We start from the raw sequence: 25949 nt of genomic DNA, 5'->3' as shown, positions 1-25949 counted from the left end.
TTCCCATCATATTCTTTCTATAGTTACTTTGCAATAAATCTCTGATGTTCAGTACCAATTCCACACTACAGGAATACCTTTTCCTTCCATTATCCCCAAAAAGTTTTTATCTCATCTGGATTATGTATGCCTTTTCATGAAAACGCTATATATGTACACACTAACCTACACAGATGTACGTACTTCTTGAAAATTGGTGGTTGTCAGACTTCTGAAAGAACTGTAAAATAAAAAACCGAACAACCAGAAAAACATACTACTAAGAGGTGACAGAATGCAGTATTTATGGGGGATTTTTGGAATTTTAGTTGTGTTGGGAATCGGCTTTCTCTTCTCATCCGATAAAAAGCGCATCAACTATCGGAGTGTGATCGGCGGGCTCATCATACAAATCATTTTCGCCTTCCTTGTATTGGAAACATCATGGGGTCAGAGTGGACTTAAGTGGCTTACCCTTGGAATCAATGAAATCATCAACTATTCCAATGAAGGTATTGATTTCTTATTCGGTGGATTATTCACTGAAAAATCCGGGATTGGATATGTGTTTGCTTTTAATGTTCTTCCAGTCGTTATTTTCTTCTCGGCTCTCATTTCTGTATTGTACTACCTGAATATCATGCAGTTCTTCATCAAAATCATCGGAGGAGCGCTTTCGAAGCTTCTTGGTACGCGTAAAGCTGAATCTCTTTCAGCTGCTGCCAATATCTTCGTAGGACAGACGGAAGCACCACTCGTCATCAGACCATATTTGTCTACGATGACCAAATCCGAACTATTCGCCGTCATGACAGGTGGGCTGGCTTCTGTTGCAGGATCCGTCCTGGTAGGCTATTCCCTACTTGGTGTGCCTCTCGAGTACCTGCTAGCCGCAAGCTTCATGGCCGCACCTGCCGGACTCGTAATGGCCAAGCTGTTTGTACCAGAAACCGATGACACCCCAGAACCTGATAGCTTCAAGATGGAAGCTGATTCTGATTCAGCAAATGTCATCGATGCTGCTGCAAAAGGAGCCAGCGTCGGTTTACAGCTTGCCTTGAATATTGGGGCGATGTTGCTTGCTTTCATTGCGCTTGTCGCTTTGATCAACGGAATCCTCGGCTTGATTGGGGGAGTATTCGGTTATTCCGACCTCACCCTTGAACTGATCCTTGGCTATGTCTTCTCTCCACTTGCATGGGCGATCGGGGTGCCTTGGAGCGAAGCGGTCACTGCAGGAAATTTCATCGGGCAAAAGCTCGTGATCAACGAATTTGTTGCCTATTCTAATTTTGCTCCTGTACTTGGTGATCTATCTGACAAAGCGGTTGCGATCATTTCCTTCGCCCTTTGTGGTTTCGCCAACGTATCTTCCCTTGGGATCCTCCTTGGAGGGCTTGGTAATCTGGCACCGAACCGTCGACCAGAGATCGCCAAAATGGGATTGCGGGCAGTGCTTGCTGGGGCACTTGCGTCACTTCTCAGTGCTGCCATCGCAGGAATGTTTGTCTGATTACTGTTGAATCAAAAAAGGGTTCCCGATGGGGGCCCTTTTTCCATGAAAAAAACCGGTCGGGGAGTAATTCCCGGCCGGTTTTTTATCATGTATGATGCACGTATTTGATACGGCTTTCTTCAATGGCGATCTGTTTGTCGCTATGTGGATACTTGGTGTTTTCAATGATCTGATAGTCTTCATGCCCTTTTCCTGCAAAGATGATGATATCTCCGGGTTCAGACACTTCAACGGCATGCTTGACGGCTTCTGCCCTGTCCCCGATCAATGCATACTGATCATGCTGCATCCCTTTTTCCAGATCTTTAAGGATACTGTCATATTCCTCATATCTTGGATCATCGGTCGTCAGGATCACATAGTCCGCAATGGATGCTTTTTCTGCCATCGTCGGACGCTTCGACTTATCGCGGTTTCCACCTGTACCGACAAGGAAAATGATCTTGTTTTCCTTGAAAGGCATGACGGACTCGATTGCTTTTTCAATGGCATCCGGTGTATGGGCGTAGTCGATGTAGACCGATAATGGTGCCTCCATCTCGACTTTTTGCATACGTCCGTCCACAGGCGGGAGGTCACGGAAGATCTCAACGATCCGTTCAACCTTCATTCCTTTTGCGAACAGTGATGCCATAGCTGTCAAAGCATTATAAACATTGAACCGGCCAAGAAGTTTCATCTCGACCTCGTACACTCCTTCAGGAGAATGGAGCGTGAACGTCGTTTTATCATTATAGTAGTCGACGTTCTCAGCCTTGAAGTCGGCATGTGCGTCAAGACCATAGCTGATGACTTCATGGGCGGTCATATTACTGTACCGCTCATACCATTCTTCATCTGCATTCAGGACAACATATTTAGGCTTATCCAGCGTTTGACCAAGCTGGGAGAATAATAGCCCTTTTGCATATCCATAATGTTCCATCGTCCCATGGTAATCCAGATGGTCATGACTGAGATTCGTAAAGGCCACTACGTCGAAGTCCACTCCCCACAGGCGGCCGAGTGTGAGGCCGTGAGAGGATACTTCAAGGGTGAAGTTGTCGATCCCCTTATCGAGGGCTTCCCGGATCATCTGCTGATTCGTCAGGTTATCACACGTCGTATTTTCACTCGGGAAGAGCTCACCATCCAGATTGAACCCGATGGTACCGGACAGTGCCGAACGTTGACCATCACGCTTCAGGATCGAATGGATGAGATTGGTCACCGTCGTTTTGCCGTTCGTACCCGTAATGCCGAACATATTCATCCTCTGTGATGGATAATCATAGTACTTGTTAGAAAGGAGCGCCAGTGCCTTGAAGGAATCCTTCACGACGACAAGGGCCGCTTTGGACTCATCGATATCGAGGCGCTTTTCTGCAATGATGAGACGGGCACCTTTCTCAACTGCCCCTTGTGCAAAATCATGGCCGTCGACTGTGTATCCCTTTGTACAGACGAATACACTGCCTTCCGTCACTTTCCTGGAATCCACGAAGATTCCGTTCACCTCTTCAGGCAGTTCTCCATATATCGTTTTCATCTTCATGCTTTCAAGTAATGTGTATGTATTCATTATTCGTACCTCTTTTATTTTTAAAGTTGTATCTATTTTACCTTACCATGGTTCATTTGATAAGAGAAATACATCCTGCATCCCCTATCCTATATAAAAACCTTCCACATAAAGTGGAAGGAAATCTTTACGCATCTGCCATGGATGATCGGACATAGTGCCAAAGCAGAGTCTCTGTATGGAGGATCGATGATTCATGCGTGCGTTCATACGCATGTGATGAATCAATTCCTGCACCGATCAGCCCGTGGACGATATCGAATCCTGCCCTGATTGCAGCTGAAGCATCGGATCCATAGTACGGATAGATATCGACTTTATAGTCGATTCCGTTTTCTTCTGCCAGCCTTACCAGATGTTTCCTGAATCCATAATGATAGGGTCCGCTGGAATCTTTTGCACAGATGGAAACTGTGTATTCATCCGTGGATTGACCATCACCGATCGCTCCCATGTCGACAGCCAGGTATTCCACCGTCTCGGCAGGGATATTCGAATTCCCCCCGTAACCGATTTCTTCATTGTTCGAGATGAGGAAGTGAGTTGTATACGGCAGTCTGATTTCCTCAGAACAAATGTGCCTGATCAGTTTCATGAGCATGGCGACACTTGCCTTATCGTCAAGATGTCTCGACTTGATGAATCCGCTGTCGGTGATCTCGGCACGTGGATCGAATGATACAAAGTCCCCGACTTCAATGCCAAGATCCCTGACGTCTTCACCATTTCGGACCTTTTCATCGATCCGCACCTCGATATTCACCTCATCCCTCTTTGCTTCACCCGCATCTTTATAAACATGGACTGAGGTTTGGTGCATGAGGATCGTGCCGGTGTATACTTTACCGGAAGAAGTCTCGATCTGACAGTTCTCACCTTCAACGGCATTCCATCTGAATCCACCTATCATGGAGAGGCGGAGACGGCCATTCCCCTTCACTTCTTTGACCATGGCACCAAGGGCATCCACGTGGGCTGTCAGCATGCGGTGACGGCTTTGATCCTCTCCCGGGATCGTGATGAGGAGCCCTCCCTTATGATTCCTCTTCATATCAAGTCCAAGGCCACCAAGCTCATCTTCAATGAATTGAATGATCTTCTGCGTGTTACCAGAAGGACTCGGGATTTCTACAAGCTGTTTGATCAGTTCCATCGTATTCTTTGCATTTGGATATGTATTCAACTGACTCCCTCCTTTATTCCATTATAGAACGAATTCCCCATTTACGACAGGAAAAATAACCTCCGGCCTTCTTCAGCCGGAGGTACGATTGTGCTTGATGGAGATGGTTCCGTTCAGCAGGCCGCCGATGAGAAGGATCGTCGATGACAGATAGAACCAGACCATCAAGGTGATGACACTCCCCATCTGTCCGTAGAATTGGGAGTAGTCCGTCAATTTCACATAGGAACCGTACAGCCAGGAAACACACTGCCAGCCGAATGTAGCGACCAGGGCCCCTGGCACGACATAGCGGAGCAGCATCCTTTTACTCGGCACGACATAATAGAGGAATAGAAACAAAAAGAACATGAAGACAGAACTCAATCCCCACTTCCCGATGACCCAAAGAGGCTCCCATCCCCCTGTGATCCTCCCCTCTGCAATACGTGTATGCCGGATAAACTCCTCCACAATCGGAACGATGAGGGAGAAAGAGATCAGGATCATGAATCCCACCGTCAAGAGGAAATCATAGAAGAGGGCGACAATGAACGGCTGTTTGCGCTGGATCCCGTATGCCTGGTTCATGGACCTCACCATGGATTGAACCGCCATGGAGGAAAGCCAGAACGTAAAAACAAGGGAAAGTGATAAAACATCCCCTCGTTGATTGTAGAGGATCCTTTCTACATTCTTCTCGATGATGTCATATGAATTTTCAGGGGCAAAAGGCTTGATCAGCAACAGCACATTCGTTTCGGAAATCGGCAGATAGCTGATCAATGAAAACACAAATAGCAAAAAAGGAAATAAGGACAATAGCAGGTAGTAGGCAAGCTGTGCCGCCTGATCATAAAAGCGCTCCTGGAAAAATCGACTAAAAACCTGTTTGATATATTCACTCATGTTGTTCATTCTCCTCTTTCGAGTTGATACTGTATTTTACCCAATTCGATTGATTCGTACCACTTTGAATGTGGAGAAGCCATTTCATTGCAAGAGAACCCCATCACCCTTTAGTATAGAGAGGAACTACTAGTAGAACGGAGAGATACCATGGCTATACATTCATTCTTTATCGATACTGACTGGCCCGGCCTCAGGAACGATGTAGGTACGATGTCCGGCAAGACATTGACAACCGACATCTCGATCCCGCCTGAAATGGATGGCCCCGGTGCCGGCACCAATCCAGATGAAATGCTCCTCGGCGCTGCCGCTACCTGCTACATTATCACCCTTGCCGCTATGCTTGAGCGAAGTAACATCAACAAATCGAACCTGAGGATGACCTCTGAGGGTCAAGTGGAAGTGGAAAAGGGCGTCATCACCTATAAACGCATTCTACACCGTCCTATACTCACACTCGACCGACCTACGGATAAGGAATATGCCCTGGCTGAAAAATTGATGTACAAGGCCGAACAATCCTGTATGATCACAAGGGCCTTAAAAGGAAATGTAACAGTGGAAGTATTCCCAACGATCCAATACGGATGATCAAACAAGAAACGCACGGTGCCGGGCACCGTGCGTTTCTTGTTTGGGGATGCATCTCCCTCATCCCCTTTTTTATTCAGCCTTCTTGATGAACGAGCTTCACGAGCATGTGAGATAACATATGCTGCTCCTGCTCGTCCCCTGCTTTCCACAGTTCATACAGCAATTTTTCTTCACGGTTTTTCGGCTCTTCATGTGCAGCCAGATAATCCCCGACCTTCTGTGCTGCTTTTGCCTGCTGTTCTTCATCAAGTCCGAGTTTCTCAGCGAGTGATACTTTCTTGCCTAAGTATTGTTTGAAGTGGTCAAAGTTTTCAAGAATATCCTCTTTTTTATCTTGGGACATGCGACCGAGTTTATCTTCTACTTTCTGATCCATTTTCGTGTCTGCCATCTTGATCCTCTCCTTTTCTATTTGTTGGGTATTTTCCCCTGAACTCCCTGTCTAAACATGGTGATGTGCAGATCATCGAATATATGGCAAAAGGCAGCCCCTGGAGGGACCGCCTTTTCTTGGATCAGAGTTCATCGAACCCATTTGCATCTGATGTTTTCGTATATTGTCTTGATTTCTGCTCAAAGAAATCGGTTTTACCCATATCGACTTCCTGATAGGCGATGATCCATTTGAGAGGATTTGACTTGAACCCTTCAAATGGCTCTTCGAAACCGAGCTGCTTGGCCCTTTTATTCGCCATGAACTTAATGTAGGCCTCAAGGTCACTGAACATGAGCCCATCCATATGGGTTCCGATGATTTCTTTCCCCCATTCAATTTCAAGGAGGGCCGCTTCCTTGAAAGCTTCTGTTCCGTAGCGCTTGAGCTCTTCCGTATCATATTCCGGATTCTCTGCGAGCACTTCCTTGAAAATCTTTTCAAACAATCCGACATGGAGCTGTTCGTCACGATTGATGTAGTTGATCATCGTACTGGTCGCAACCATCTTCTGGTTCCTTGCCAGGTTATAGAAGAAGGCAAACCCTGAATAAAAGAACAATCCTTCGAGGATTACGTCGTATATGATGGACCTGAGGAGTTTATCCACCGTCGGGGCCTCGACGAATTCTTTGTATCCATTGGTGATGAACTCATTCCGCTTCATCAGGATCGGCTCATTCTTCCAATAATCGAACACCTCATCTTGCACGCTCTTCGGTACAATGCTTGAAAGCACGTAGCTGTAGGAGTGATTATGCACTACTTCCTGCTGTGCAAGGATGATCATGAGTGCGTTCACGCTCGAATCCGTCAGATAATCTGCCACTTTCCCAGCATAGTCCGTTTGGATACTGTCAAGGAGAGCCAGGAGGCCGATGATCTTAAGGAACGTCTCCTGTTCTTTTTCCGTCAACTGCGGGAACTGCTTGATGTCTTTTGCCATATTGATCTCAAACGGCGTCCAGAAGTTCCCGAGCATGCGCTTGTACTTAGGGTATGCCCACGTATAGCGCACATCATCCCAGTTCAGGATGTTCGAGCTTTCTCCGTTGACGATCCCTGTTGATTTATTCGGTGCTGTCTCGTCCACGAGCACCCGTTTTTTCAATCCTTCCATATTTCCCATCCTTTCTTATTAGCTGTGGCAACTCTCGCACTCTTCAAAGTTTGCAACAGAAGTCGACCTTACATAATAGGTTGTTTTCAAATTCGATTTCCACGCATCCATATGAAGGTTAAGAAGCTCAATCGCCTTGATGTCATTCCTCACATACAGGTTGAAGGAAATCCCCTGATCGATATGATGCTGCCTTGCCTTGTTCTGTCTGATGCTCCAGTGCTGATCCACATGATAGGCGGTTTTATAGTACCAGGTCGTTTTGGGCGATAGGTCCGGTGCCGTGACCGGGATCTTGTAGTCTTTCTTCTCTTCGGAATATTCCAGTCTGAAGAGTGGATCGATACTTGCCGTCGAACCGGCAATGATGGAAGTCGAAGAGTTCGGGGCCACTGCCATCAGATACCCATTGCGGATTCCCTTGCTTGCCACTTTGTCTTTTAAGTCCAACCATCTCTCGCCTTCATATCCCTTATTCGTGAAGTAGGCTCCAGTATCCCAAGCGGATCCCGGGAAGTAAGGATACGCCCCTTTTTCTTCCGCGAGCTTTTGACTTGCCTTGATTGTGAAGTAGGCGATGTCTTCATATAAATGATCACAGTAAGATACTGCCTCATCGCTCTCCCATTTGATCCCTTCAAGGGCAAGGAGATGATGCCATCCGAAGGTACCGAGTCCGATTCCCCTGTACCGTGCATTCGTCAGCTGAGCCTGCAGGACCGGGATATCGTTCAGATCAATGACATTGTCCAGGAGCCTCACACCGATGGTGACGACGCGCTCCATCTGACCGTCCCGTACCGTCCTTGCGAGGGAAACGGAAGCCAGGTTGCACACCACATAGTCTCCAGGATTTTTATAGGTAATGATCTTCCCGTCCTTGACTACTTCTTCTTCCATCACAGTCGGGCTCATATTTTGGGCGATTTCCGTGCAAAGATTGCTGCAGTAAATCATGCCCTTATGACTATTCGCATTTTGACGGTTCACACTGTCGCGATAGAACATGTACGGCGTGCCTGTTTCAAGCTGGGAGATCATGATCCGCTTAAAGATATCGATCGCCGGGATGACTTCTTTGGATAAAGCAGGCTCATTCACGCACTCCCAATATTTCTCCCGGAACGAACCGGATCCTTTTTCTTCATCGAAATGATCTTCAAGGGCATAGCCCATGATGGTCTTTACTTCATGGGGATCGAACAGATACCAGTCCTCACGGTTCTCGACTTGCTCCATGAAGAGGTCTGGGAGACAGACACCGGTGAACAGGTCATGGGTTCGAAGACGCTCATCCCCGTTGTTCAGCCGCGTATCGAGGAAGGAGAAGATATCTTTATGCCACACATCCAGATAGACGGCGATGGCTCCCTGGCGCTGACCGAGCTGATCCACGGAGACAGCCGTATTGTTCAGCTGCTTCATCCACGGGATCACACCGGAGCTGACCCCCTTGAATCCTTTGATATCACTTCCGCGACTTCTTACTTTCCCCATATAGATACCGAGCCCGCCTCCGTTCTTACTCAATGTGGACACGTCGGTATTGCTGTCGTAGATGCTGCGCAGATCGTCTTCCACCGTATCGATGAAGCAGCTCGAGAGCTGTCCGTAACTCTTGCCTGCATTGGCGAACGTAGGGGTCGCCACGGTCATATATAGGTTTGAAAGCGCCCAATACGCTTCCTCCACGAGCATGAGCCTGTGTTCTTTCGGCTCATTCATCAGTAGCGTCATGGCAATGATCATGAATCGCTCCTGTGGAAGTTCATATAGGACTCCTGCATGGTCCTTGGTGAGATAACGCTCTGACAGCGTGACAATTCCTATGTAAGTGAACAGTTCATCCCGTTCAGGACGGATGAGACCCTCGAGATGATCCACCTCCTCCTTGCTGTAGGCATTCAGTAATGTTGGAGAGTACAAATTCTTCTCTGTGAGTGTCCCGATAAGTTCATGCAGGCCTTTATATGGCTCCATGCCCCTTGCATTTGCACTGATGGCATAAAGATTCTTCAGATAAAGCGAGGCCGCCACGTACGTCCAATCAGGTTCATTGGATGAGATCCGCTCAACAGCCGACAGGATCAAAAACTGAAGAAGCTGTTTTTCTTCCACTCCCGGCTGATCTTCTGTATACAGGGATACCTTTTGAGTGTATTCCTCCCAGTTCAATGATTCATGGCTTTCCCGAAGCCCGTTTAGTAGACGTTCCGCTCTATGGGATGCCGTTGTTCCGTTAATGGTTGATGTCATATTAGTATTCCTCCCTTTAATTAGTCGGGAGAGGATAAAAAAAGCCCATCCTATTAAGATAGGATGGGCAGTCATAAACGATAGATTCACAAGGCATACTACGCCAAAGGTAATCCTCGCCTATCCTCCCAATTCCCGAAGAAGATAACACGTACTGATCATGGCAGGTCTCCTGACTTGTGCTTTTTGCCTACTCGAAGGCCTTCCCGTCCGATGGACAGTGGCATTCCTTCTTTCGTTTGCACTTACAGTTGCGGGGACAGTCCCGGAATTTCACCGGGTTCCCTTTTAAGTCGATATCCGACACCACAATCATAGGTTATAAACAATATATTGTTATGAAGTTTAAACAAAACACAATATGTTGCGTCTTTTATATTAAACCAACTTTCTACATTTTACAACAGAGAAGCTCAAATGAAAAGAATGAAAGCAAGATGAATTTATGCCTACAATTATTTTATTCGTTAAATTCCATAGAAGAGCAGAACAAGACAGCGTGTAATCCACCCATATCGGTCCACATGACGCCAGACTTCCCTTGAGGAAATGCTGTTATCCCTTTATGATGCAATAGAAGGTTGTTTTGACCGTATTCTTAGGTCCCCTATTATTTTGAGCCGTTGAGATGGTACCCCATCTGCAGCGGCTCCTTTTTTACCCTGAATTCCTTACAGTTATGTTTCATTCACCTGGCCGTCACACGCTTCCCTTGTGATAAACCCGCACTTTTCAAGGCTTCTCTTCTATTTCAAGGGAATTACAAGGAAATTAATCGCCCCAAATACTTTCTTTTTCTTGAGGAATCCTTTAAAATGCCATTTAGAAGCTTGAAACCCAGTTTCGAAAGGAGATCACTATGAATAAACATTTACTCACGATCCTTTTAGCGGCTATGACCGTACTGCTGCTCGCAGCTTGCGGGGCTAATGACGATAGTGCAAAAAAATCCGATGATAGTAAAAAATCCTCCGAACAGGCAAAAAGCGAGGAAGAACAAGCGAAACAAATGAAAGAAATGCAAAAAAAGATGGACAAGCAGAAAGTCGACAACGATAAAGTCGTCGCCATCGTAAATGATGAGAAAATCAAAGGGGAAGATTACAACAACGTACTATCTTCTTCTCAAATGCAATATCAGCAAATGGGTCAGGATCCAACCTCTAAGGATGCTGCCAAGCAGATCAAAGAACAAACGATCGACAGTCTTGTAGGTCAGACCCTTCTGCTTCAACAAGCGGATAAAAAAGGGTACAAAGCTTCAGATGACGAAGTGGACAAGCAGCTCGAAGAAGTCAAAAAGCAATATGAGGATGATAAAAAGTTCAATGCTGCCATGAAAGATGCCGGATTCACCATGGATGAACTGAAAAATCAAATCGCGGAAAACATCAAATATACAAAATATGTCGATAAAGAAATCAAGACCGAAAAAGTAACGGACGATGAAGTGAAGAAAATGTACGAACAGTACGCGAGCCAAAGCGGCCAAGATTCAAAAGATGCACCAAAACTTGAAGATGTCGAGCCTCAGCTCAAATCACAGCTTGAACAGCAAAAGAAACAAGAACAGCTTGTGAAGCACGTGGAAGATCTCAAGAAAAATGCAAAAGTCGACGTGAAAATCTAATTTCAAAAAGGACATCCCGACGGATGTCCTTTTTTTTATGTTTCCCACTGAACGTTGAGGGTATTGAACTACCAAGACGGAAAGGAGGAACTGACGTGGCAAGAAATAAGAACGACCAACCAGAACAGACGGGTGAAGACCGTGAGATCCTGGATCGTGAAAAGGAACAGACAGTCGACTCCATTCCCTTGGATGACTTAAAAAAAGACCTCCAGGATGAGAAGAAAAAGCATAAAAGCAAAGATTCTTCTTCTAGCGAAGAATAACAAAACAAGCCTGGCGTCGAAGCCAGGCTTGTTTTTCGTATTATTTTCTCAGCCAGTCAGTGTGGAAGACACCTTCTTTATCTTTCCGCTGATACGTATGGGCACCAAAGTAGTCCCGTTGTGCCTGAAGGAGGTTCGCAGGGAGCGATTCAGAACGGTAGCTGTCGTAATAGGCGAGGGCACTGGCAAGTCCAGGTACAGGCACTCCAAGCTTGATCGCTGTCGCCACGACTTCACGTGCATCTTCCTGGTAGCCTTCAACGATGCCTTTGAAGTAATCATCAAGGAGAAGATTTGAAAGCTCGCCATCACGGTCATAGGCATTCATGATTTCTTCGAGGAATCCAGCGCGGATGATGCATCCCCCTCTAAAGATTTTCGCCAGTTCACCGAGTTTCAGATTCCAACCATATTCCTTTGAAGCAACTTGAAGCTGGGCGAAGCCTTGTGCATAAGAACAGATCTTGCTCAGATAAAGAGCTTTACGGATGCTCTCGATGAATTCTTCCTTGTTGCCTGAAAAGGTTTGGTTTTTTGGCCCCTTCAGGATCTTACTCGCTTTCACACGCTCGTCCTTCATGGCCGAGATGAACCGTGCAAAAACGGATTCCGTAATAATGGAAAGCGGTACGCCAAGATCAAGTGCACTTACACTTGTCCATTTACCGGTTCCCTTCTGACCAGCTGTATCGAGGATCCTTTCAACGAGAGGTTCTCCCGTCTCTTCATCGATCTTAGTGAAGATATCGGCCGTGATCTCGATAAGGTAACTGTCAAGTTCACCTTCATTCCATTCCTTGAATGTTTCATGAAGCTCCTGTGCGCTCAATCCAAGGACATTCTTCATCAAATAGTAGGCTTCACAGATCAGCTGCATATCGCTGTACTCAATGCCATTATGCACCATTTTCACATAGTGACCGGAGCCGTCAGGACCGATATACGTGCTACATGCATCCCCTTTTACTTTCGCTGCAATGCTAGTAAGGAATGGCTCCACGAGGTCATAGGCTTCTTTCTGGCCGCTAGGCATGATTGCAGGACCGTATAGGGCCCCTTCTTCTCCACCGGATACTCCGGCACCGATGAAGTTGATTCCACGCTCAGCGAGCTCCTTGTTGCGTCTCACCGTATCTTCGAAGTATGTATTTCCTCCGTCGATGAGGATATCCCCTTTATCCAGGTGTGGTAGGATGGATTCAATGGCAAGATCCGTGATTTTTCCTGCCGGTACCATCATCATGATCTTCCTTGGCACTTCAAGAGAGTCGATGAATTTTTCCACCTGGTGGAAACCTGTCAGATTTTTATCCTGATGCTCCTGAAGGGCACCTGCCACTTTCTCTTCTGACACGTCGTAGATTGCAACCTTATATCCACGGCTTTCAAAATTCAGCGCAAGGCTTTTCCCCATGACGCCGACGCCGACTACACCGATTTGTTGTTGTCCCATTTTTCATCATCCTTTCAGTTGTATAAACATCATTTCATCATCCATAGTATAATACGAAATAAATTTTCTTGATACTATATTTGAAATAATATTTTTTTCTATTGTACAATAGGTTAAAATAATTTTCATCCATCATCCCTTATAAGGAGGCCTCACCTTGCGGCAAAACGATATACCTCAACATTGTTTACCACGCATCCGGTCCCACTATTCTCAATTCAGCGAAAAAGAAAAGAAAATAGCCAATACTATTATTGCTGACCCTGAAAAAATTATCCATTCTACCATCAGTCAGCTTGCAGAAGATCTTTCCGTAGCCGACGCCACCGTCTTCAGGTTCTGCAAACGCATCGGTTTCAAGGGCTATCAGGCCATGAAGATTTCCTTGGCGGCAGAAATCGTCACCCCCCTGGATGACATTCATGAAACGATTGAAGAAGGTGATAGTGAAAAAGTCATTGCTCAAAAGGTGTTCCGCTCCAACATCCGGACGTTGGAAGATTCCATCGCCATCATGGATGAGGAATCATTTACATCGGCGGTTGCGATGATGCTGAAGGCACGCAGAATTGAATTTTATGGAACCGGGGGATCAGGATTCGTTGCCATGGATGCCCATCACAAATTCCTTCGTACCGGCATGACGACCACTGCTTATAACGACTCCCACATGCAACTGATATCAGCATCCCAGCTAGCCAGTGAAGACCTCATCTTTTTCATTTCCCATTCAGGAGCGAATAAGGATCTACTCGAGGTATTGGAGGTAGCGAAGGGCAACGGCGTTCCGACCATTGCCATCACCCACTTTGCCAAGTCCCCCATGAGTCTAGGTGTTGACGTGTCTCTTTTCACTTCCTCACAAGAAACCGATTACCGATCAGAAGCACTCGCTTCCCGTATCGGTCAACTGAGCATCGTCGACGCTCTTTATGTGACCATTATGATGAAACGGAAAGATCAGTCCTCAAGGTCACTCCAAAAAATGAGGGACGCCATCTCCGTGAAGAAGATCTGAGGGTTGGCATAACCTTCCTTTTCCATTTCATATAGTGAGGGAAGGAGGTGAAGAAGTGTGAAGAATGTATTGATATTCGCTGACCCGGGTATCGATGATACCCTGGCCATCATGTATACCCTCATGCATCCTGACATCCGGGTGATCGGAATCGTATCGGGTTATGGAAATACAGCACGTGATAAAGCCGCGAATAATATCGCTTATATCCTGGACCTTGCAGGTCAAAAAGACATCCCCGTCATCATGGGTGCCACCCGTTCGTGTACGGGGAAAACGCCTGTTTATTACCCTGAGATCCACGGACCGGATGGACTTGGCCCCATCACTCCTCCGGCCACCTTCAAAGGAAGCTTCAAAGAGTTCAGCGAGATCTTCAAGATCGTCCGTTCCTATGACGATGTACACATCCTGGACCTTGGAAGGAGTACCTCCCTTGCCGTTGCCATCATTCTTGACGAGGGGTTCATCGATCAGGTGTCCGGGTTCTATATCATGGGAGGCGCTTTCCTTGTTCCGGGAAATGTGACAGAAACAGCCGAAGCCAACTTCCACGGTGACCCCGTCGCCAGTCACGCCATCCTTTCCACGGTACCGCGCATCAGCCTCTTCCCCCTCAACGTGACCAATCGGGCGATCGTGACATCATCACATATCGATATGATCACATCCTCTCCTGCGTCGGGTACGGGTCTCACCTCGATTCTTAAAGACGTCCATTCATTCTATGACCGTGCTTATAAGGAGAAGATACCCGGGTTGCCTGGGCCACCGATCCATGATCTTGTTGCTGCCTCCCTCATGATGAATCCATCATTCGGTCGTTCTCTTAAAAGGGACGTAGGGGTTGAAACGGCCGGACCATTCAGGGGTCAATCCAACGCAGATTTCCGCCCGGCTTCAAAACCGGGCAATCACTCGCCAAACATTTATCTCTCCATCGATTATGAAGCATTCATACGTGATTTCATCAGGATCATGAGCGAGATATGAAAGAACCCGGCCGTTTTAAGGGCCGGGTTCTTTCATAGTCTTTCGATGATCGTTGCGTTTGCCATACCATGACCCTCGCACATCGTCTGAAGGCCATAACGACCCCCGGTGCGTTCAAGCTCATGCATCATGCCCACCATGATCCTGGCCCCGCTTGCCCCAAGGGGATGCCCCAAGGCAATGGCCCCGCCATTCGGATTGACTTTTTCAGGATCTGCTCCGATTTCTTGCTGCCATGCCAGCACTACGGGTGCAAAAGCCTCATTTACTTCGAATACGTCGATTTCGGAAAGTGGGATACCTGACTTTTCCAAGACCTTTTTCGTTGCCGGTATCGGTCCTGTGAGCATGAACGTCGGGTCTGAACCGACCACGACTCTCGTATGGACTTTGAATCTGGGCTTCAATCCGAGTGAAACTGCTCTCTCCCTGCTCATAAGGAGCAGAGCCGCCGCTCCGTCACTGATTTGCGATGAATTTCCTGCTGTAATGATGCCCTCTTCCCTGAACACAGGGCGCAGGCCTCCAAGCGCCTCTAGGGATGTTCCCACCCTCGGTCCTTCATCCTCCAAGAACTCTCCTCCACTGTGTGTGATGGCGTGGATCTCCTCTTTGAAGTATCCGTTCGCCCTGGCCTGTAAAGCCTTCTTATGACTGGCCAGAGCAAACCGGTCGAGTTCATCCCGCGATAAGCCGTACGTGTCTGCAATCCGTTCTGCCGATATTCCCTGATGGAACATTTCATGTCGGTTTTTCAAGCTTTCACTCAGTCCGGCCCCGGCGAAATTCGATCCGATCGGCGTGCGGCTCATACTCTCCACACCCCCGGCAATGACGATATCCATATCACCTGAAAGGATGGCCTGGGAAGCAAAGTGGACTGCCTGCTGGCTCGAACCGCACTGCCTGTCGATCGTGACCCCTGGCACTTCAACGGGAAAACCCGCTATAAGGGTAGCCACCCTGGCAATATCTCCTGCCTGCTCCCCCGACTGGGTGACACACCCCATAATCACATCCTCTACAAGCCCAGGTGAAACACCCGCCTTCTCCATCAATCCCTTCAACAGATCACCGGCAAGATCATCTGGCCTTATTCCGGCAAGTGCTCCGTTCCGCTTCCCGACAGCCGTGCGTACTCCTTCGACAATGACAACTTCCCTCACAGCAATCAACCCCTTCTTCCTATTCATATCCCCATATTACCTGTAAATAGGAGGAATTGAAATCAGATTTTAACTATTCTGTCAATTGAACTTATAAGGGAAGCAGAGATGAAGAAGCACAAAAAAAGAACAGGCCCCGAGGGAGCCTGTTCCTGGAATGTAAAATTAAAGTTTTACAACGTTAGCTGCTTGTGGTCCACGAGCACCTTGCTCGATGTCGAAAGATACTTCTTGACCTTCGTCAAGAGATTTGAAACCTTCGCCTTGGATCGCTGAGAAGTGTACGAAAACGTCGTCTCCACCTTCAACTTCGATGAAACCGAAACCTTTTTCTGCGTTGAACCATTTCACTTTACCGTTTTCCATAATTGTTGCCTCCTACGTGCTTGTGCACAAATTATTACTATTCTTGCGATATCAGGCGAAAAGCAAATCTTGTTCTTCCCTTACATACCGAACAAAAATAATTCTTCTATAGAATAACAGGTATGCGCACATTAATCAAGCCAATCCGATAGAAGTCAGACCTTTATTTTATTTATGGGGATTTTCCACATAAAAAGAACGTTTCCCGATGGAAACGTTCTTAGCGATGACCTGTGAGGGACTTGAACCCCCGACCCCTTCCCTGTCAAGGAAGTGCTCTCCCACTGAGCTAACAGGTCGCTTATGTAAGGTACAAATTAAATTATATAAGAATTTCGCTAAAAGTCAACATGTTTTGCGAAAATAATTTCTCTTCTTTATTTATCATGCTTACACACTGAATAAAAGCGGCATTCTGTGCGTAGGCTGTTAGGATGAAGGAGGTCTCGCGTCATGAAGCTGATAGCCCGTTCCCAGAATGAAGGAATCAAGATCGACATCATCTATTTCAACGGTGAGAGCTTTACCAAAAGAAAGATCCTCGTCCATCACTTCACAGAACAAACGGTTGATGCTTATTGCTATCTCAGAAAAGCTCCGCGTACGTTCAAGACAGACGGCATCCTGGCCGTCTCCCTCGATTCCCATTCCCTCGAAGAAAGATCCGGGTAGAAAGTAAATGAATAAAAGACCGGGCACAGGCACCCGGTCTTTCATTTATCAAGCTGTAGCTTTCAACACTTTGTCTTCGCGCTTAACGAAGAATTGCAGACCGATGAGGATGATGAACGTGATCAAACCGATCATATCTGATATTCCTTCCGGATAAATGAGCATGAGCCCTGCTGCGACGGCGAACAAGCGTTCAATCGCATACATCCGTCTGAACCAGTAGCCGATGATACCGGCGCCGATGGCAATCATACCGGTAACAGCAGTGAATACGACCCAAAGCAGCTCAGGAATCGTTGTATCGATCATCAGAAGTTCAGGCGAGAGGACGAACATATAAGGGATGATGAAGGCGGCTATGGCAAGCTTTGCCGCGTTGACCCCCGTTTTGATCGGTTCCCCTCCCGACACCCCGGCCGCGGCGAATGCTGCCAGTGCCACTGGAGGCGTGATATCTGCTACGATTCCGAAGTAGAATACGAATAGATGGGCAGATAACTCTGGTGCTCCTAAAAGGATGATTGCAGGTGCTGCAATGGTCGAAGTGATGACGTAGTTGGCTGTAGTTGGCGAGCCCATACCCAGGATCAATGATGCGATCATGGTAAAGACAAGCGTCAGAATCAATTTCCCTTGAGTGGTATTGGTCAAGTCTGCCGCCAAATCAACCAGACCGTTGGCCATTGTCAGCCCCAGACCGGTCTTTGTGACTACTCCTACAATCATACCGGCACACGCAGTGGCCACTGCGACGGATAAAGCGGTCCTTGCCCCATCGACCAGAGCATCGACTGCATCCCTGAATCCGATTCTCGTTGCCTTTCTGATCCCACTGATCACGATGGTAGCCACAATGGACCAGAGTGCCGCCCTCATGACACTCATCCCGCTTACTAGGAGGATGATGACCGTTAGGATCGGAAGCAAGAGGTAGATCTGCTTAAATACTTCCTTTTTATCGGGCATCTCTTCATCGGATAGCCCCCGTAATCCCACGCGTTTCGCCTCAAAATGGGTCATGATCCAGATTCCCGTAAAGTAAAGGACGGCTGGAATGGCTGCTGCTTTCGCGATATCCCAGTAGGAAATCCCTCCGATGAACTCTACCATCAAGAAGGCTGCGGCGCCCATGACAGGTGGCATGAGCTGCCCTCCTGTGGAAGCGGCTGCTTCTACCCCTCCAGCAAATTCTTTACGATAGCCGAGCTTTTTCATCATTGGAATCGTGAAGGAACCGGATGTAACGACGTTTGCAACCGAGCTTCCGCTGATCGTTCCTTGCAGGGCACTCGAGAAGATTGCCACTTTGGCAGGTCCACCGATCCTTTTACCTGCAATGGCTACTGCCAGGTCATTGAAATATTGTCCTACACCCGTCTTCACAAGGAAGGCACCGAATAGCAGGAATAGGAATATGAACGTCGCTGACACATAAAGCGGAGTCCCCAGGATCCCTTCACTTGTAAAGAACATCGTCTTGACGATATCGTCCCAATCGAATCCCCTGTGAGCAAGGAATCCAGGCATGAGTCTGCCGTAATACATATACAGGATGAATACCGTGGCGATGATCGTGATCGGAAGGCCGACGGCACGTCTTGTGGCTTCCAATACAAGGATCATGGCCGCAAATCCAACGTAGAAATCAAGAGAGGTCATCATGCCGACACGGCTGACGATATCATCCTGCATCAGCGGCCAATAGGCGCCGATTCCAATTGAAATGACCGATAACACCACATCATACCAGGCTACTTTGTTTTTCTTCAGATTCTTCTTCCTTGCCGGGAACAGCAGAAAGACCAATGATAGCGCAAATCCAAGGTGGATCGATAATAACAGCTGTCGCGGAATGAACTGGAAGATCGATGCCACTAACTGAAATAATGAAAATGCCAATAACCCATAAAAAATGATCCATTTAAAGAATCCACTCTCCAGCTTCCGAGTAGAAGATTCGGGATCGTATTTTTCAAGCAACTCCCGCTGTTGCTCCTCTGTCAACGTTTCGAATTTCTCATCTTTTTCCATTAACAGTCACTCCTTTCCATTGTGCAAATAGTGAAGCCCTCTTCCACTGAAAGCGGACGAACTCACCCTTACCGAAAAATTCTGATAGTTCGTATTCGGACTTTCCTATTTTTATACGGTGATTGGCGACCACTTGTCCGATTTGAAGATCGATATAGGGAAATTTCCGGTCCATATTCGATATGAGATATTTCCCATCCTTTGTCCTACTGAACACCTCATCCCCCTCCGCATCAGAAGGCATGCCAATTGACGTATCTTCATAGAGAAGGGCGTATTGAGTAATTTCAGCCCCTTTACCAAGAATCTTATAATATTCCTGTACTTCGGATAAATGGATCGAGTGGGTATATTCAATTGAAAACTCCCGATTCTCAGGGAGCTTCACATACATCGTCTTTGCCTCTGTAGAAAGACACACTATCGTCAGCCTTTCCTGAAATGGTACAAAAATTGCTATCGCCACTAAAATAACGAATCCAGCCAAGATGAATCTCTTCATACCCTTTCACCTCTTGCATCAAAACAAAGGAATAGACCCTAGAGTCAGGCCTATCCCTTTCGAAACATTTGAATCGACTCTTATTCTTCTGAGATTCCTTTTTCATCGAAATATTTCTTTGCTCCAGGATGCAATTCAATGCCCATCCCTTTGAGGCCGTTCTCAGCAGAGATCAATTTTCCTTTTGCATGTTTGATATCATCCGTGTTTTCAAAGATCGCCTTCGTTACATCATAGATGACGTCTTCATCAATATCGGCGCTGGTAACAAGCATGGCCAGTACTGCGACCGTCGGAATTTCTTCCTCTACTTTACTGTAGGTACCAGAAGGGATCTTATCCTCTGCATAATAAGGATATTTCTCGATCAATTCCTTTGCCTTATCAGTAGAAACAGGAACGATGGTAATATCCTGAGTGGCTGCAAGACCCTCTACCGCACCTGTAGGCGTACCGGAAGTGATGAAGGCTGCATCGATCGTGCCATCTTGGATACCTGTAGTAGAATCATCGAATGATAGATTGCGGGCTTCGAGGTCGTCAAGCTTCATTCCATAAACTTCAAGGATTTGCTCTGCGTTCAGTAGTGTTCCAGATCCGGCTTCACCGACTGATACAACCTTTCCTTTAAGATCTTCAACCGATTTGATTCCGGATTTTTTTGTTGTGACGATTTGGATGGTTTCAGGATAAAGTGTCGCGATACCGCGTGCATTCTCGACCTTATTATCTTTGAACATTTGTGTTCCTTCTGAAGCATAAGAAGCGATATCGGTCTGAGTGAACGCGACCTCTGTTTTCCCATCTTTGATGGAAGCCATGTTCTCAGCAGATGCACCCGACGTGGAGGCAGAAGATTTGATGCCTGTTTCGTCCTGGATGATCTTCGCGAACGTTCCACCTAGAGGATAGTATGTACCCCCCGTACCACCAGTTGCGATACCGATGAAATCCGTTTTCTTTTTTCCGTCTGCTCCTTTAGAATCATCCCCGGAACCACCACCACAGGCAGCAAGAACGAGAGAAACAAACAGAAGGATGGCAGTACCCAACATTAAACTGCGTTTTTTCAAAAGAATTCCCCCTAATCATTTTCTAATAACGGAAATAATTGTAACACAAAATGTAACACAATTGTGATAAAAATTTTATATTTTGATAATGTTCAATAAATTCAAACTAGTGAATCCGCTTGTAAAACGCTTTATTTCTCCTAATATATAGGACTTTACGGATAGTTACCTAGAAAAAAATTGAATAATAATTGTTAGAAACGTTTACAAACTCCTTTGCACCAATAAAAAGCTCAATATTGTGTATGAAATCCGCGCGTGTGAGCTTATTCCTTTCTTTCTGTTATATAGCAGAGTCTCACCCGATCAGTTCTTCCCCTTCCACTTCCAGCCTTTCTTCAAGCGGTCTTCCCTCTTCCAAGTCCCTTAAACGGTGGGCAAGTCTGGAAGAGGCATTTGCCGCGATGCTTGCCACGATGTCATCGAGGAATGTATGGACAGAGCCGCCTTCCTTCGTATCTAGCTTCTGAATGATGCCAATCTTATTTTTATCCAAGTGGCCGAAAGTCGTGACCGCGATACTTCCGTATCCAAGGGCAGCCCCAAGGGCTATCGTTTCATCGACACCAAAAAGACCTTCATCGGAGGCAACGATGGATTGAAGGGGTTCAGAAAGCATCTTCCGCTCTGCAAGCTGATCGAGTTCGACTCCTACCAGGATGGCGTGCTGAATCTCCCGTTTCAATAGGACCTTCTTTACGCTCTCAAGGCAATCTTCCATTGTAAGGGAACCGTTGTACGGGTATTGCATTTGATAGACGATGTCAGCGATATCCTCCAAGGCCACTCCCCTTTCCTCTAACTTTCTGAGAGCTGCTTTCGTTACTTCATTGGATGGTACGGATGTTTTTGGCATTGCTTACTCTCCCCTTTCCATTTGTCTGAATTATACCATTTATCAGAAGGTTCTACCGAACTCACTCATATAAGCTTTTCTCTTCACTTTGTGATACAATCCACTTGTAAACGTTAACAGAGATAAAGGATGTGTGTAGAATGACGACTGCTAGAGGGACCGTGGAAGAATTGGTTCTATACAGCGAAGCACTGAATGAGGAGATCAAGATGCTGGTCTATCTTCCGGCTTCTTACTCTCCCCTATATAAATACTCCATTCTGATCACCCAGGATGGAAAGGATTACTTCCAGCTGGGAAGGATTCCAAGACTGGCCGATGAGCTTTTGGGCAACGGGGAGATCGAGAACACGATCATCGTAGGGGTCCCCTATAAGAATGTACAGGATCGGAGCCGCAAGTATCATCCTGCAGGCGAAGAGAATGCAGATTACATCCGATTCCTCGCCCACGAATTGACACCGAAGCTTGATGAACTGTACCCGACTTACCAAATGGGAAAAGGGCGTGCGCTCATCGGCGATTCATTGGGAGCGACCGTTTCTTTGATGACGGCCCTGAAATATCCGCATACGTTCGGGAAAGTGATCCTGCAATCACCTCTCGTCAACGAAACCGTTCTTGAAGCCGTCGAATCATTCGCTTCCCCTCACCTGCTTGATATTTACCATGTGATCGGCCAAGGTGAAACCGAGGTAAAGACCACAGACGGTCAAATCAAGGATTTTCTGACACCGAATCGTGAATTGAATCACGTATTCGAAGAAAAAGGATACACCACGTTCTATGATGAGTTCGACGGAGATCATACATGGAAATACTGGCAGCCTGATCTGCGCAGGGCCCTGACGTTCATGTTCCATAAGTAATGGGCGGTCGCTCCGTTCGCCCTATGTTAAATTTTTTAAAAATTTGCTATACTACTCATACGCACATATGTTTCTAAGGAGGATTGAACGAAAATGAACTATGGCATCGTCATTTTCCCATCTAAAAAACTTCAAGATATCGCAAATTCTTACCGAAAACGTTATGACCCTCATTATGCTCTGATCCCGCCTCACTTGACGCTGAAAAATGTATTCAGCGCCGATGATGAGCATATCAAGGATATCGCCGGTAAGCTTTCCCATATCGCCAAAGAACATGACCCTTTTACGCTGAAGGCGTATAAAGTAAGCTCATTCCAGCCCGTTAATAACGTGATCTATTTCAAAGTGGATCCGAACCCTGAGCTGCAGGCACTTCACGATGCCATGCATCACAGGGAATTCATGGGAGATGAGCCGGAGTACTCTTTCGTGCCCCACATTACTGTAGCCCAGAAGCTGAGTAATGATGAGCACTCTGACATTTTCGGCTCCCTATCCATGCTTGGCATCGATCATGAGGAAACCATCGACCGGTTCCACCTTCTCTATCAGCTGGAGAATGGTTCATGGACCGTCTATGAAACATTCCGACTCGGAAAGGAAAATCAGTAAATTGCACACTAAAATCGCCTCAACAGAAGAACAGCTTCAAGAAGTATTTTCCATCAGAAAAACCGTTTTCGTGGGGGAACAAAATGTTCCTCCTGAAGATGAGATTGATCAACATGAAGAGGAGTCCACCCATTTTCTCCTTTATGACGTGGATCAGCCCGTAGGCGCAGGTCGTTTTAGGATTGTAGATGGGAAAGGAAAAGCGGAGCGCATCTGCATACTTTCCTCACTTAGGGGACGCGGAGCCGGACGGGAAATCATGAAGGCCATCGAGGAGTACGCAAGGGAGATGACCCTCCCTGTCCTCAAACTTAATGCACAAAGTCAAGCAATTCCATTTTATGAGAAATTAGGATATGAGATCGTCTCTGATGAATTCCTGGATGCAGGGATTCCCCACCGTACCATGGAAAAAGCATTATGAACACAAGAAGGCGCCGGAGAGTGAATCCGGCGCTTTTTTGTGTCTGATTTAGTTTCAGGGCTAATTCGTATAGAGTAGAGGTCATTCGTCCATAATGGGGAGTAGCCTATCGAAAGGGGGATTCCCCGTGGAGTACACATCCATTGCCGTGGAATTGATTGTCGGTTACTTCGCATTACTTATTCTTACCAAAGTACTGGGTAAGACACAGATCACGCAAATCTCAGCATTTGATTTTATCTCGGCCCTGATCCTAGGAGAGCTTGTCGGTAACTCCCTTTACGATGATAAAATCTCGGTGTTTCAAGTATTGACCGCTATCCTGATATGGGGCGCCCTGATTTTTGTGACTGAATTCTTCACCCAGAAATCCAGGAAATTCCGCCACTTGATGGAAGGAACCCCAGCCATCGTCATCAATAAGGGAATCATCAACTATAATGTCCTGAAAAAGAATCATCTGGACTTGAATCAGCTGCAGCACCTTTTACGGGCAAAGGATATTTTTTCTGTCAAAGAGTGCGAGTACGCACTACTTGAATCCAACGGTACCCTCAGTATCATCAAAAAGCCTCTCTACGATCAAGTTCAGCGTCAGGACCTTTCCCTTCCACTGAAGAAAGCAACCCTGCCCATGTCGCTGATCATGGATGGCGAAATCCTTTATGATAACTTGAAGATTGTGGGGGAAGATGACCGTTGGCTTCAGGCTGAGATCAGCATGCAGGGATTCACTTCGCCAAAAGACGTGCTTTTTGCAGAATGGACCGAGAATGAACCGCTCTTGGTTCAGGGCTATGAGTGAAGGGCCACCACAAGTTCATTCTGAGTGACCACCATGGTAATCCGTTCCCTTCTCTCGAGTGAAATCAGATAGGCCGTTATGCTTGTACGATACAGAAGCAGCTGGCCAAGCTGCCGGGATGAAACCCCCACTTCATTCAAATACTCCTTGACGATTCCTTCAAAGGAGCACGATTGTTTGCCTGCAATCAGTTCTTCCAACGCTTTCATATGACGATGATGAAGGGCGATGTTTTCCTCTACTGTCTTTCTGAAATCTTCTTCATATATACCGTGGCCGGGAATCGACCCATGACAGGATTGTTCCAATATGTAGTGAAGTGTAGCCAGGGTCTGGTCGGCGTCTGCGATGAATGGAACGATATGCTTTGCCAGTGCCTCCTTGCCAAAGTAAGCATCGGAAGCATAGAGGACCCCTTCTACCATCACGCCGATCTGCCCGTAGGAGTGCCCTGGAAGACCCAAGATATCCAACTGGAACGGACCGAGCTGAAAGGGACCAGCTTCGATTTCTTTATCGACAGAAATACCCTTGGCCTCAAGGAATTTATTCCGTAGGGAAATGGGAGGAAAAGCCCCGTTGAATAAGTAGATGGGTTCAAGGACGGGATTTTCCATGATGGCCTTTTCCAAGCGGGGTGCGAGAATCTTCACGTCCCTCTTACTCCTGATCCGATCGGCTCCTCCGTAATGGTCTGTGTGTGCATGTGTGATGATGCAGTAATCAAGGGGAAGACCTTTTTCGTCGAGTATCCGCAGAACTTTGTTAGCGGCGGAGTCATCCAGACCCGTATCGATCAGCAGTCCCTTCCCCTCCTTCATCGAGTATCCAATGTTCACGGCCCCTGTGAAGGCATAGGTGTTTTCGCGTAATGAAATGAATTCCAATGTACTCAGCTCCCACAATAATGTCAGACGTCCCCCCGTATACGAGGAGATTACATCTACTTAGACATATTCGTGAAAATTGATCCCTTTTCCTGTTAGTCTTGCAATGGTCTTTTCAGGAACCTTCTCCTTACCCTTTCCATTCTGATCATCTGGGGGTCCTCCTTCATACCCACCCATCCCTCTCGACAGGGCGGTGATGGCATGTACAGGGGTATAATGGTAAGGCTGCTCCGTGACCTTCAGCTCCCTTTCCTGATACTGCTTATACTGATAATGTGGAATCGGTGCAATATAGCCCATCGGATCCATCCTCCTTCTTTTTTAATGTATGTTACCCGGTACCCCTTTACGTTAATCCTCCCAACAAAAAAAGGAGGCTTATATACCGGCCTCCCGATCATAGGTCCCCCACAAGGGATGCTTATTTTTTATTCCCTTTATTCAACATGTTGGAAATGGTGCCGAAATCAAGTTGCTTCCCATCGTTTACGATGGATTTAACGATTTTATCTTCCATTTCTTTGTTTACAGGCTTATTGGCGATTTTAGAAACCCTTTTGATGACGCTGCGTACAGTTGCCTCATCCTTGAAATTTGCATTCTGCAGGGAGTTTGCCAGTTCAAATACCTCATTCATATCCACACCGGTCTTCTTCTCGAGGTTCTTGAAAAAATTGTTGTTCATCTACTCACGCCTCCTTTAACTATAAGCATCATATGTAAAAAACCCAATAGCGTTCCTCGGATCAGGCAGAAACCATAAAAAAGACAGGATCCCCAATAGCTC

27 protein-coding genes, 1 tRNA gene and 1 riboswitch are annotated in these 25949 nt (G+C 46.7%); of the genes, 11 read left to right on the top strand and 17 right to left on the bottom strand.

The features are described 5' to 3' along the window. The first annotated feature begins 274 nt into the window (after positions 1-274). The gene (locus K6T23_RS08800) at positions 275-1492 is read left to right on the top strand and encodes a NupC/NupG family nucleoside CNT transporter (protein ID WP_056537705.1); all 1218 of its coding nucleotides are present in this window, start codon (positions 275-277) and stop codon (positions 1490-1492) included. A gap of 88 nt (positions 1493-1580) precedes the next feature. On the opposite strand, the gene K6T23_RS08795 is transcribed toward K6T23_RS08800, so the two are convergent. From K6T23_RS08795 to K6T23_RS08785, 3 genes are all read right to left on the bottom strand, one after another. Further along, positions 1581-3056, bottom strand: a complete 1476-nt coding sequence (locus K6T23_RS08795; protein ID WP_056537708.1) for a UDP-N-acetylmuramoyl-L-alanyl-D-glutamate--2,6-diaminopimelate ligase — start codon at positions 3054-3056, stop codon at positions 1581-1583. A gap of 127 nt (positions 3057-3183) precedes the next feature. Continuing rightward, positions 3184-4209, bottom strand: a complete 1026-nt coding sequence (locus K6T23_RS08790; RefSeq protein ID WP_056538633.1) for a M42 family metallopeptidase — start codon at positions 4207-4209, stop codon at positions 3184-3186. 102 nt (positions 4210-4311) lie between these two features. Beyond that, the gene (locus K6T23_RS08785) at positions 4312-5127 is read right to left on the bottom strand and encodes a YihY/virulence factor BrkB family protein (RefSeq protein WP_056537710.1); all 816 of its coding nucleotides are present in this window, start codon (positions 5125-5127) and stop codon (positions 4312-4314) included. A 150-nt stretch (positions 5128-5277) separates the two neighbouring features. Here K6T23_RS08785 and K6T23_RS08780 point away from each other — a divergent pair, with 150 nt between their 5' ends. After that, positions 5278-5721 (top strand): SACOL1771 family peroxiredoxin, encoded by a 444-nt coding sequence (locus K6T23_RS08780; protein WP_056537713.1) that lies wholly within the window; start codon positions 5278-5280, stop codon positions 5719-5721. Positions 5722-5797: 76 nt separating this feature from the next. Here the strand turns inward: K6T23_RS08780 and K6T23_RS08775 are convergent, their stop codons facing one another. The 3 genes from K6T23_RS08775 to K6T23_RS08765 all read right to left on the bottom strand — a co-directional run bounded on the left by K6T23_RS08775 (position 5798) and on the right by K6T23_RS08765 (position 9533). Then, positions 5798-6115, bottom strand: a complete 318-nt coding sequence (locus tag K6T23_RS08775) for a DUF3243 domain-containing protein (protein ID WP_056537716.1) — start codon at positions 6113-6115, stop codon at positions 5798-5800. Positions 6116-6239: 124 nt separating this feature from the next. Beyond that, entirely contained in the window at positions 6240-7277 is a 1038-nt protein-coding gene (locus tag K6T23_RS08770; protein WP_053427504.1) for a ribonucleotide-diphosphate reductase subunit beta, read from the bottom strand. Between the two features lie 18 nt (positions 7278-7295). Continuing rightward, positions 7296-9533 (bottom strand): ribonucleoside-diphosphate reductase subunit alpha, encoded by a 2238-nt coding sequence (locus K6T23_RS08765; protein WP_238284173.1) that lies wholly within the window; start codon positions 9531-9533, stop codon positions 7296-7298. Between the two features lie 145 nt (positions 9534-9678). Further along, a riboswitch (cobalamin riboswitch) is annotated at positions 9679-9859 on the bottom strand. Between the two features lie 533 nt (positions 9860-10392). On the opposite strand from K6T23_RS08765, the gene K6T23_RS08760 reads away from it, so the two are divergent. After that, complete coding sequence (locus K6T23_RS08760) at positions 10393-11163, top strand: SurA N-terminal domain-containing protein (RefSeq protein ID WP_238284172.1); 771 nt, start codon at positions 10393-10395, stop codon at positions 11161-11163. Positions 11164-11258: 95 nt separating this feature from the next. Further along, positions 11259-11429, top strand: a complete 171-nt coding sequence (locus tag K6T23_RS08755) for a hypothetical protein (RefSeq protein ID WP_235563596.1) — start codon at positions 11259-11261, stop codon at positions 11427-11429. 40 nt (positions 11430-11469) lie between these two features. Here K6T23_RS08755 and gndA read toward each other — a convergent pair whose 3' ends face one another. Next, positions 11470-12882, bottom strand: coding sequence for an NADP-dependent phosphogluconate dehydrogenase (gene gndA / locus K6T23_RS08750; RefSeq protein WP_056537727.1), 1413 nt, complete (start codon positions 12880-12882; stop codon positions 11470-11472). A 172-nt stretch (positions 12883-13054) separates the two neighbouring features. On the opposite strand from gndA, the gene K6T23_RS08745 reads away from it, so the two are divergent. Together K6T23_RS08745 and K6T23_RS08740 are read left to right on the top strand one after the other, a co-directional pair. Continuing rightward, positions 13055-13900 carry a MurR/RpiR family transcriptional regulator gene (locus tag K6T23_RS08745; RefSeq protein WP_056538635.1) on the top strand — a complete coding sequence of 282 codons (846 nt, stop codon included), beginning with the start codon at positions 13055-13057 and terminating at the stop codon, positions 13898-13900. Positions 13901-13957: 57 nt separating this feature from the next. Then, positions 13958-14893, top strand: a complete 936-nt coding sequence (locus K6T23_RS08740; RefSeq protein WP_079515852.1) for a nucleoside hydrolase — start codon at positions 13958-13960, stop codon at positions 14891-14893. A gap of 32 nt (positions 14894-14925) precedes the next feature. Here K6T23_RS08740 and K6T23_RS08735 read toward each other — a convergent pair whose 3' ends face one another. The 3 genes from K6T23_RS08735 to K6T23_RS08725 all read right to left on the bottom strand — a co-directional run bounded on the left by K6T23_RS08735 (position 14926) and on the right by K6T23_RS08725 (position 16724). Further along, entirely contained in the window at positions 14926-16059 is a 1134-nt protein-coding gene (locus tag K6T23_RS08735) for a thiolase family protein (RefSeq protein WP_238284404.1), read from the bottom strand. Between the two features lie 165 nt (positions 16060-16224). Beyond that, positions 16225-16425: a cold-shock protein CspD gene (gene cspD / locus K6T23_RS08730; protein WP_048004281.1), complete on the bottom strand. Its 201-nt coding sequence runs from the start codon at positions 16423-16425 to the stop codon at positions 16225-16227. Positions 16426-16652: 227 nt separating this feature from the next. Further along, a tRNA-Val gene (locus tag K6T23_RS08725) sits at positions 16653-16724 on the bottom strand. 154 nt (positions 16725-16878) lie between these two features. On the opposite strand from K6T23_RS08725, the gene K6T23_RS08720 reads away from it, so the two are divergent. After that, the gene (locus K6T23_RS08720; RefSeq protein ID WP_056537735.1) at positions 16879-17097 is read left to right on the top strand and encodes a hypothetical protein; all 219 of its coding nucleotides are present in this window, start codon (positions 16879-16881) and stop codon (positions 17095-17097) included. Between the two features lie 48 nt (positions 17098-17145). Here the strand turns inward: K6T23_RS08720 and K6T23_RS08715 are convergent, their stop codons facing one another. From K6T23_RS08715 to K6T23_RS08700, 4 genes are all read right to left on the bottom strand, one after another. Further along, complete coding sequence (locus K6T23_RS08715; protein ID WP_056537738.1) at positions 17146-19128, bottom strand: TRAP transporter permease; 1983 nt, start codon at positions 19126-19128, stop codon at positions 17146-17148. After that, positions 19115-19630 carry a DUF1850 domain-containing protein gene (locus tag K6T23_RS08710; RefSeq protein ID WP_056537741.1) on the bottom strand — a complete coding sequence of 172 codons (516 nt, stop codon included), beginning with the start codon at positions 19628-19630 and terminating at the stop codon, positions 19115-19117. Before K6T23_RS08710 ends, K6T23_RS08715 begins: the two co-directional genes overlap by 14 nt. Positions 19631-19710: 80 nt before the next feature. Further along, a complete protein-coding gene (locus K6T23_RS08705; protein ID WP_056537744.1) occupies positions 19711-20703 on the bottom strand; it encodes a TAXI family TRAP transporter solute-binding subunit in 993 nt (330 codons plus the stop codon). 298 nt (positions 20704-21001) lie between these two features. Further along, complete coding sequence (locus tag K6T23_RS08700) at positions 21002-21559, bottom strand: phosphatidylglycerophosphatase A family protein (protein ID WP_056537747.1); 558 nt, start codon at positions 21557-21559, stop codon at positions 21002-21004. A 140-nt stretch (positions 21560-21699) separates the two neighbouring features. On the opposite strand from K6T23_RS08700, the gene K6T23_RS08695 reads away from it, so the two are divergent. The 4 genes from K6T23_RS08695 (at position 21700) to K6T23_RS08680 (ending at position 24272) form a co-directional block, all read left to right on the top strand. After that, the gene (locus K6T23_RS08695; protein ID WP_079515835.1) at positions 21700-22428 is read left to right on the top strand and encodes an alpha/beta hydrolase; all 729 of its coding nucleotides are present in this window, start codon (positions 21700-21702) and stop codon (positions 22426-22428) included. 93 nt (positions 22429-22521) lie between these two features. Continuing rightward, positions 22522-23043: a YjcG family protein gene (locus K6T23_RS08690; RefSeq protein ID WP_056537753.1), complete on the top strand. Its 522-nt coding sequence runs from the start codon at positions 22522-22524 to the stop codon at positions 23041-23043. A 1-nt stretch (position 23044) separates the two neighbouring features. After that, on the top strand, positions 23045-23467 hold the full coding sequence (locus tag K6T23_RS08685; protein ID WP_238284171.1) for a GNAT family N-acetyltransferase: 423 nt from the start codon (positions 23045-23047) through the stop codon (positions 23465-23467). A gap of 127 nt (positions 23468-23594) precedes the next feature. Further along, positions 23595-24272, top strand: coding sequence for a DUF421 domain-containing protein (locus K6T23_RS08680; RefSeq protein WP_238284170.1), 678 nt, complete (start codon positions 23595-23597; stop codon positions 24270-24272). Here the strand turns inward: K6T23_RS08680 and K6T23_RS08675 are convergent. The 3 genes from K6T23_RS08675 to spoVIF all read right to left on the bottom strand — a co-directional run bounded on the left by K6T23_RS08675 (position 24263) and on the right by spoVIF (position 25847). Beyond that, a complete protein-coding gene (locus K6T23_RS08675) occupies positions 24263-25159 on the bottom strand; it encodes an MBL fold metallo-hydrolase (RefSeq protein WP_238284169.1) in 897 nt (298 codons plus the stop codon). The genes K6T23_RS08680 and K6T23_RS08675 overlap by 10 nt on opposite strands. A gap of 60 nt (positions 25160-25219) precedes the next feature. After that, positions 25220-25462: a hypothetical protein gene (locus tag K6T23_RS08670; RefSeq protein WP_056537765.1), complete on the bottom strand. Its 243-nt coding sequence runs from the start codon at positions 25460-25462 to the stop codon at positions 25220-25222. A gap of 121 nt (positions 25463-25583) precedes the next feature. Beyond that, entirely contained in the window at positions 25584-25847 is a 264-nt protein-coding gene (gene spoVIF, locus K6T23_RS08665) for a sporulation-specific transcription regulator SpoVIF (RefSeq protein WP_048004293.1), read from the bottom strand. Positions 25848-25949: the final 102 nt, after the last annotated feature.

Source organism: Rossellomorea marisflavi (assembly GCF_022170785.1).
GTDB lineage: Bacteria > Bacillota > Bacilli > Bacillales > Bacillaceae_B > Rossellomorea > Rossellomorea marisflavi_B.
The sequence above is the reverse complement of the archived record's forward strand: the minus strand, read 5'-3'. Positions and strand labels throughout refer to the sequence as shown.

Bases quoted from the DNA above. Each gene is read 5' to 3' on its own strand.
- K6T23_RS08800 (WP_056537705.1), top strand. From the start codon at position 275: ATGCAGTATTTATGGGGGATTTTTGGAATTTTAGTTGTGTTGGGAATC.
- K6T23_RS08795 (WP_056537708.1), bottom strand. From the start codon at position 3,056: ATGAATACATACACATTACTTGAAAGCATGAAGATGAAAACGATATAT.
- K6T23_RS08790 (WP_056538633.1), bottom strand. From the start codon at position 4,209: ATGGAACTGATCAAACAGCTTGTAGAAATCCCGAGTCCTTCTGGTAAC.
- K6T23_RS08785 (WP_056537710.1), bottom strand. From the start codon at position 5,127: ATGAGTGAATATATCAAACAGGTTTTTAGTCGATTTTTCCAGGAGCGC.
- K6T23_RS08780 (WP_056537713.1), top strand. From the start codon at position 5,278: ATGGCTATACATTCATTCTTTATCGATACTGACTGGCCCGGCCTCAGG.
- K6T23_RS08775 (WP_056537716.1), bottom strand. From the start codon at position 6,115: ATGGCAGACACGAAAATGGATCAGAAAGTAGAAGATAAACTCGGTCGC.
- K6T23_RS08770 (WP_053427504.1), bottom strand. From the start codon at position 7,277: ATGGAAGGATTGAAAAAACGGGTGCTCGTGGACGAGACAGCACCGAAT.
- K6T23_RS08765 (WP_238284173.1), bottom strand. From the start codon at position 9,533: ATGACATCAACCATTAACGGAACAACGGCATCCCATAGAGCGGAACGT.
- K6T23_RS08760 (WP_238284172.1), top strand. From the start codon at position 10,393: ATGAATAAACATTTACTCACGATCCTTTTAGCGGCTATGACCGTACTG.
- gndA (WP_056537727.1), bottom strand. From the start codon at position 12,882: ATGGGACAACAACAAATCGGTGTAGTCGGCGTCGGCGTCATGGGGAAA.
- cspD (WP_048004281.1), bottom strand. From the start codon at position 16,425: ATGGAAAACGGTAAAGTGAAATGGTTCAACGCAGAAAAAGGTTTCGGT.
- K6T23_RS08720 (WP_056537735.1), top strand. From the start codon at position 16,879: ATGAAGCTGATAGCCCGTTCCCAGAATGAAGGAATCAAGATCGACATC.
- K6T23_RS08715 (WP_056537738.1), bottom strand. From the start codon at position 19,128: ATGGAAAAAGATGAGAAATTCGAAACGTTGACAGAGGAGCAACAGCGG.
- K6T23_RS08710 (WP_056537741.1), bottom strand. From the start codon at position 19,630: ATGAAGAGATTCATCTTGGCTGGATTCGTTATTTTAGTGGCGATAGCA.
- K6T23_RS08700 (WP_056537747.1), bottom strand. From the start codon at position 21,559: ATGCCAAAAACATCCGTACCATCCAATGAAGTAACGAAAGCAGCTCTC.
- K6T23_RS08695 (WP_079515835.1), top strand. From the start codon at position 21,700: ATGACGACTGCTAGAGGGACCGTGGAAGAATTGGTTCTATACAGCGAA.
- K6T23_RS08690 (WP_056537753.1), top strand. From the start codon at position 22,522: ATGAACTATGGCATCGTCATTTTCCCATCTAAAAAACTTCAAGATATC.
- K6T23_RS08670 (WP_056537765.1), bottom strand. From the start codon at position 25,462: ATGGGCTATATTGCACCGATTCCACATTATCAGTATAAGCAGTATCAG.
- spoVIF (WP_048004293.1), bottom strand. From the start codon at position 25,847: ATGAACAACAATTTTTTCAAGAACCTCGAGAAGAAGACCGGTGTGGAT.